The 6979-nt window shown below is 44.8% G+C and carries 3 protein-coding genes, 2 tRNA genes and 2 rRNA genes (1 of these 7 cut by a window edge); all 7 read left to right on the forward strand.

Features of this window, described 5'->3' with window-relative positions; genetic code table 11:
* The first annotated feature begins 12 nt into the window (after positions 1-12).
* Positions 13-1023, forward strand: coding sequence for a tRNA dihydrouridine synthase DusB (dusB, locus tag CD001_RS03200; RefSeq protein ID WP_096186180.1), 1011 nt, complete (start codon positions 13-15; stop codon positions 1021-1023).
* A 373-nt stretch (positions 1024-1396) separates the two neighbouring features.
* Positions 1397-2899, forward strand: coding sequence for a lysine--tRNA ligase (lysS, locus tag CD001_RS03205; RefSeq protein WP_096186181.1), 1503 nt, complete (start codon positions 1397-1399; stop codon positions 2897-2899).
* 216 nt (positions 2900-3115) lie between these two features.
* Complete coding sequence (locus CD001_RS03210) at positions 3116-3364, forward strand: hypothetical protein (RefSeq protein ID WP_096186182.1); 249 nt, start codon at positions 3116-3118, stop codon at positions 3362-3364.
* A gap of 1157 nt (positions 3365-4521) precedes the next feature.
* Positions 4522-6076 (forward strand): 16S ribosomal RNA (locus CD001_RS03215).
* 229 nt (positions 6077-6305) lie between these two features.
* Positions 6306-6382, forward strand: a tRNA-Ile gene (locus tag CD001_RS03220).
* 21 nt (positions 6383-6403) lie between these two features.
* Positions 6404-6479 (forward strand) — tRNA-Ala (locus CD001_RS03225).
* Positions 6480-6853: 374 nt separating this feature from the next.
* Positions 6854-6979, forward strand: a 16S ribosomal RNA gene (locus CD001_RS03230); it runs 1384 nt beyond the window's last position.

Raw genomic sequence — 6979 nt, forward strand, 5'->3', positions numbered from 1 at the left:
GGTGAACAGTAAATGCTTAAGATTCGTAATATAGAAATGAAGAATCAGGTCGTTTTAGCACCGATGGCGGGTGTATGTAACCCTGCCTTCCGATTAATTGCGAAAGATTTTGGGGCAGGACTCGTTTGTGCTGAAATGGTCAGTGATAAAGCGATTCTTCATCAGAATGAACGTTCCATGAAAATGCTATATGTTGATGAGCGGGAAAAACCGCTGTCATTGCAAATATTTGGCGGTGATAAAGACACATTGGTTGAAGCTGCAAAAATCGTTGATAAAAAAACGAATGCAGATATTATCGATATTAATATGGGCTGTCCGGTTCCAAAAATTACAAAATGTGATGCTGGAGCGAAATGGCTGCTTGATCCTAACAAAATTTATGAAATGGTATCCTATGTTGTAGATGCAGTTGACAAACCTGTAACTGTAAAGATGCGTATGGGTTGGGACGAAGATCATATATACGCTGTTGAGAATGCACAAGCGATAGAAAGAGCGGGCGGTGAAGCCGTTGCTCTTCACGGACGTACACGTGTTCAAATGTATGAAGGAACTGCTAACTGGGATATTATTAAAGAAGTAAAAGAGGCAGTAAGCATCCCCGTTATTGGTAATGGTGATGTTAAAACACCAGAGGATGCTCGAAGAATGCTCGATACGACTGGTGTTGACGGTGTCATGATTGGAAGAGCTGCTTTAGGTAATCCTTGGATGTTATACCGTACCATTCATTATTTAGAGAACGGCGAAAATATTCCTGAACCATCGCCGCGTGAGAAAATGGACGTATGTGTGCTTCACATGGATCGTCTAATTGATTTGAAAGGTGAAGAAGTGGCTGTAAGAGAAATGAGAAAGCATGCTGCTTGGTATATTAAAGGAATGCGAGGATCTTCTCACCTGCGCAGTCAAATTAACAGCTTTACAAAAAGAGACGAATTAGCAAACGCATTATATGAATTTGTTGACCTCGTCGAGGCGAAACAAAAAGAAAAGGAAATGGCTGTTGCTGGCCGTTAAGTTGACATGCTACATGAAAACTTCTATAATACCTCTGAGATAAAACAGAACTGCCAGTCGATTGCTGGCAGTTTTCTTCTTCAAAAGTTCATTTCTATCTCTCTATTTTAAAAAGAGCGCATACAACACGTCATCCATTCCGATGCGATGAATTTGGCGTTGGTGGTTTTACACTAGTAATCAAACGGAAGACACAAGAAGTTCTACTCTGGATTTGTTTTGAGAGACAGGGCGTGGCGGTTAGCCAAGTTGACCGATATGCACCAATACTTCACTAGCAGAGAGACAAAGGCGCATGTACTTTTCTTATTTTTTAGTTTGATTCATATAGAGTTTATAAACGAATTTAAATATCTTTTAGGAGTTGGTAAGGGTGAGTCAAGAACTCGAATTGAATGACCAATTGCAAGTTCGTAGAGAAAAATTAAAAGAAATGGTAGACCTCGGAATTGATCCTTTCGGCAAACGTTTTGAAAGAACACACTCGGCTGAACAATTAAAAGTATCATATGATGAACGGACGAAGGAAGAATTAGAAGAGGATGAAGTTTCAGTAACGATTGCTGGACGCGTGATGACGAAACGTGGAAAAGGAAAAGCCGGATTTGCTCATATCCAAGACTTAACAGGACAAATTCAACTATATGTTCGTAAAGATCAAGTAGGAGATGATCAATATGAACAATTTAACCGAATTGATATAGGGGATATTGTAGGTATTTCTGGTGTCGTATTTAAAACAAAAGTAGGGGAATTGTCAGTGAAAGCGCAAGACTTTCAACTGCTAACTAAAGCTTTACGACCATTACCTGATAAATATCACGGATTAAAAGATGTTGAACAACGTTACCGTCAACGCTACCTTGATTTGATTGTTAACCCTGAAGTTCGTGATACATTCGTATTAAGAAGTAAAATACTTCAATCAATGCGTAGATACTTAGATGATCAAGGCTACTTAGAAGTAGAAACACCAACCATGCACTCAATTGCCGGAGGAGCATCAGCAAGACCGTTTGTTACCCACCATAATGCACTTGACATGACATTGTACATGCGGATTGCGATTGAACTCCATCTAAAAAGACTAATTGTCGGCGGGTTAGAAAAAGTGTATGAAATCGGACGAGTATTTCGAAATGAAGGGATCTCTACACGTCACAACCCAGAATTTACGATGATAGAGCTTTATGAGGCATATGCAGATTATAAAGATATTATGTCTCTAACAGAAAACCTAGTCGCTCACATTGCAAAAGATGTATTAGGAACAACATCAATCAAATATGAAGATTATGAAGTAGACCTTGCTCCAAAATGGAAAAGAGTACACATGGTCGATGCTGTAAAGGAACATACTGGTGTAGATTTCTGGGCTGAAATGTCAGATGAGGAAGCAAGAGCTTTAGCAAAAGAACATAATGTACCAGTAAAAGATACAATGAAGTTTGGTCATGTCGTGAATGAATTTTTCGAGACATTTGTTGAAGAGAAACTTGTTCAACCGACTTTTATTTATGGACATCCTGTAGATATATCACCGTTGGCAAAGAAAAATGAAGAGGATCCACGATTTACAGACAGATTCGAACTGTTTATCGTTGGACGCGAGCATGCAAATGCGTTTACAGAATTAAATGACCCAATTGATCAAAGAGAACGTTTTGAAGCTCAGCTTATAGAACGCGAACAAGGTGATGATGAAGCACACATGATGGATGAAGATTTCGTTGAATCATTAGAATACGGAATGCCGCCAACGGGTGGTTTAGGAATCGGAATAGATAGACTTGTTATGTTACTGACAAATTCTCAATCGATTCGTGATGTCCTTTTATTCCCACAAATGCGCCACCGAGAAACGACAGAAGAGTAGTTATTGTTAGTCAAGGACACGTATGACGCGTGTCCTTTTTTAAAGGTTAAGAAAGTATAAAATTTCAATCTCTCGATTGCTGTCTAGGGTAGCAGGCACGTGCCTTTCCTACACGAGCTTCCACACGGATGTGGTGACTTCGGCGTTCCCGCAGGACGCGAGGGTTTTAGCCGAAGATCTGATCTAGCGATTTGAGTCGACGGACAGGACGTCCTAATGCCGGGCATGCCACAGGACGTGGCGTATTGCCCGGTTGACGGATCTAGCTTTAAAATGATACTAGAAGAGGAAGAGGCGGCGCTTGCTCCTGCGGTTACTCGTCGCAGACTGCGTGCTTCTTCCTCTGCCAGATTAATCGAAGAAGCGAATGCGTCGAAGCAGCTCGTAGAGAATTCAGGGGAGAGTTGCTCGTTGCTCCTGCGGTTACTCGTCGCGGACTGCGTGCTTCTGCCTCTGCCAGATTAATCGAAGAAGCGACTGCGTCGAAGCAGCTCGTAGAGCATTCAGCGGAGAGTTGCTCGTTGCTCCTGCGGTTACTCGTCGCGGACTGCGTGCTTCTGCCTCTGCCAGATTAATCGAAGAAGCGACTGCGTCGAAGCAGCTCGTAGAGCATTCAGCGGAGAGTTGCTCGTTGCTCCTGCGGTTACTCGTCGCAGACTCCGTGCTTCTTCCTCTGCCAGATTAATCGAAGAAGCGAATGCGTCGAAGCAGCTCGTAGAGAATTCAGCGGAGAGTTGCTCGTTGCTCCTGCGGTTACTCGTCGCAAACTCCATGCTTCTTCCTCTGCCAGATTAATCGAAGAAGCGAATGCGTCGAAGCAGCTCGTAGAGGATTCAGTGGAGAGTCGCTCGTTGCTCCTGCGGTTACTCTCGCAGGTAAATAGTGTCGCCGATAGGCTGGCGCCTTGCGTTTTTCTTAAAAGAAAGCCTAAAGTTTCTAATTCTCGATCGCTATCCTATGATGAGCGATTAAGCGCAAGTTTGCTTTAAGTCGTTTTGATGGAGAAAAAGAAAAATGCCCTTTTGCTTCTGTTCCTATAAAGCCTAAGGGGGTATGCTAAAGTGATGTCCTGGCAAATGAATGCATGACACTTCAGATCGTCAATTTAACGTGTAATAAAGAAATATAAAATTGTACATAGTAAACATTGAGGTTTAATCTTTCACGAAGTTATGAAAAAATAAACTTATCATTATTCATGTGCTTGCTTTAACTTAATTATTAAATGTAATGTACTTTCAGTCGCTTCCATTCTAACGCTTTATTTATTTTCAAAAAAAAATTTAAAAAGGGGGTTGCGTCAAAAACAATTATCGTGGTATATTATTATCCGTCGCCGAAAACGGCTGACACAAACGAAAAAATAAATTGTGAAAAGTTGTTGACAGTGAACATCAAGAAATGTTATATTAATTGAGTCGCTGAAAAACGACACAAAACGATTTTGACCTTTGAAAACTAAACAAAAAGCCAAGCGAAATGGGATATGAAAATATCCCGTCAATGAATTTTTTTAATGTAAGAGTTAAGGAACATCGGCTAATGACATCACATCCTGTGATAACACCGATGTTAGCGCATCCGTGCGCGTCAAACTCGTTAGATCTTTAACAGATCACACTTTATTGGAGAGTTTGATCCTGGCTCAGGACGAACGCTGGCGGCGTGCCTAATACATGCAAGTCGAGCGGACCAACTAAGAGCTTGCTCTTAAGAGGTCAGCGGCGGACGGGTGAGTAACACGTGGGCAACCTGCCTTGCAGACTGGGATAACTCCGGGAAACCGGGGCTAATACCGGATGATCAATGGAACTGCATAGTTCTATTGTAAAAGTGGGGATTTATCCTCACACTGCAAGATGGGCCCGCGGCGCATTAGCTAGTTGGTAAGGTAATGGCTTACCAAGGCGACGATGCGTAGCCGACCTGAGAGGGTGATCGGCCACACTGGAACTGAGACACGGTCCAGACTCCTACGGGAGGCAGCAGTAGGGAATCATCCGCAATGGGCGAAAGCCTGACGGTGCAACGCCGCGTGAGTGATGACGGTCTTCGGATTGTAAAGCTCTGTTGTTAGGGAAGAACAAGTGCTGTTCGAATAGGGCGGCACCTTGACGGTACCTAACCAGAAAGCCCCGGCTAACTACGTGCCAGCAGCCGCGGTAATACGTAGGGGGCAAGCGTTGTCCGGAATTATTGGGCGTAAAGCGCGCGCAGGCGGTCTCTTAAGTCTGATGTGAAAGCCCACGGCTCAACCGTGGAGGGTCATTGGAAACTGGGGGACTTGAGTGTAGGAGAGGAAAGTGGAATTCCACGTGTAGCGGTGAAATGCGTAGATATGTGGAGGAACACCAGTGGCGAAGGCGACTTTCTGGCCTATAACTGACGCTGAGGCGCGAAAGCGTGGGGAGCAAACAGGATTAGATACCCTGGTAGTCCACGCCGTAAACGTTGAGTGCTAGGTGTTAGGGGTTTCGATGCCCTTAGTGCCGAAGTTAACACATTAAGCACTCCGCCTGGGGAGTACGGCCGCAAGGCTGAAACTCAAAGGAATTGACGGGGGCCCGCACAAGCAGTGGAGCATGTGGTTTAATTCGAAGCAACGCGAAGAACCTTACCAGGTCTTGACATCCTCTGACCACCCTAGAGATAGGGCTTTCCCCTTCGGGGGACAGAGTGACAGGTGGTGCATGGTTGTCGTCAGCTCGTGTCGTGAGATGTTGGGTTAAGTCCCGCAACGAGCGCAACCCTTGATCTTAGTTGCCAGCATTTAGTTGGGCACTCTAAGGTGACTGCCGGTGACAAACCGGAGGAAGGTGGGGATGACGTCAAATCATCATGCCCCTTATGACCTGGGCTACACACGTGCTACAATGGATGGTACAAAGGGCAGCGAGACCGTGAGGTTGAGCGAATCCCATAAAGCCATTCTCAGTTCGGATTGCAGGCTGCAACTCGCCTGCATGAAGCCGGAATTGCTAGTAATCGCGGATCAGCATGCCGCGGTGAATACGTTCCCGGGCCTTGTACACACCGCCCGTCACACCACGAGAGCTTGTAACACCCGAAGTCGGTGCGGTAACCTTTTGGAGCCAGCCGCCGAAGGTGGGACAGGTGATTGGGGTGAAGTCGTAACAAGGTATCCCTACCGGAAGGTGGGGATGGATCACCTCCTTTCTAAGGAGCATATAGCTCATTACTTTATCGACGTTTGCGCTTTTTGTTTAGTTTTGAAGGGTTAACCTTCAATACACAAAAATGAAATGCTCCTGCGATTACTCGTCGCAGAAAAACAATGCTCCTGCGATTACTCACCGTAAGAAGCGGAGATTTTTTGTGAGCCATTAATCTTATTTAGTTTTGAGTGAGAATACTCTCAAAATAATATGGAAACCCCTTAATTAGGGGGCCTGTAGCTCAGCTGGTTAGAGCGCACGCCTGATAAGCGTGAGGTCGGTGGTTCGAGTCCACTCAGGCCCACCATATTCAATATACGATAAATGAGGGGCCTTAGCTCAGCTGGGAGAGCGCCTGCTTTGCACGCAGGAGGTCAGCGGTTCGATCCCGCTAGGCTCCACCAAATTTTAAAATTGTCCTTTGAAAACTAGATAACAGTAGAAAGACTGATTGACCTTCACCGGTTGTTTGAAGCGAATCCTAACGGATTCAAACGAGTACAACCGAGTGTCTTAGAAGGTTAAAAGACGCCATATGCAAAATTGCAAAACTCAAATTGAGTAGGTTTTGCAAGGAGGATCGAGTTGTTCAAGGAAGCAAGGAATTGAGCGACTGAGCGTATGAAATAGATACGTGACAGGAGCGAGAGACACAGCTGACACAGAAGAACGACGATCATCCGCCGCAAAATGGTTAAGTTATGAAGGGCGCACGGCGAATGCCTTGGCACTAGGAGCCGAAGAAGGACGGGACGAACACCGATATGCTTCGGGGAGCTGTAAGTAAGCTTTGATCCGAAGATTTCCGAATGGGGGAACCCACCACCTGTAATGAGGTGGTATCCATACCTGAATCCATAGGGTATGAGAAGGCAGACCTGGGGAACTGAAACATCTTAGTACC

It is taken from the genome of Evansella halocellulosilytica, from assembly GCF_002335745.1.
GTDB classification, from domain to species: Bacteria; Bacillota; Bacilli; order Bacillales; family Salisediminibacteriaceae; genus Bacillus_CA; species Bacillus_CA halocellulosilytica.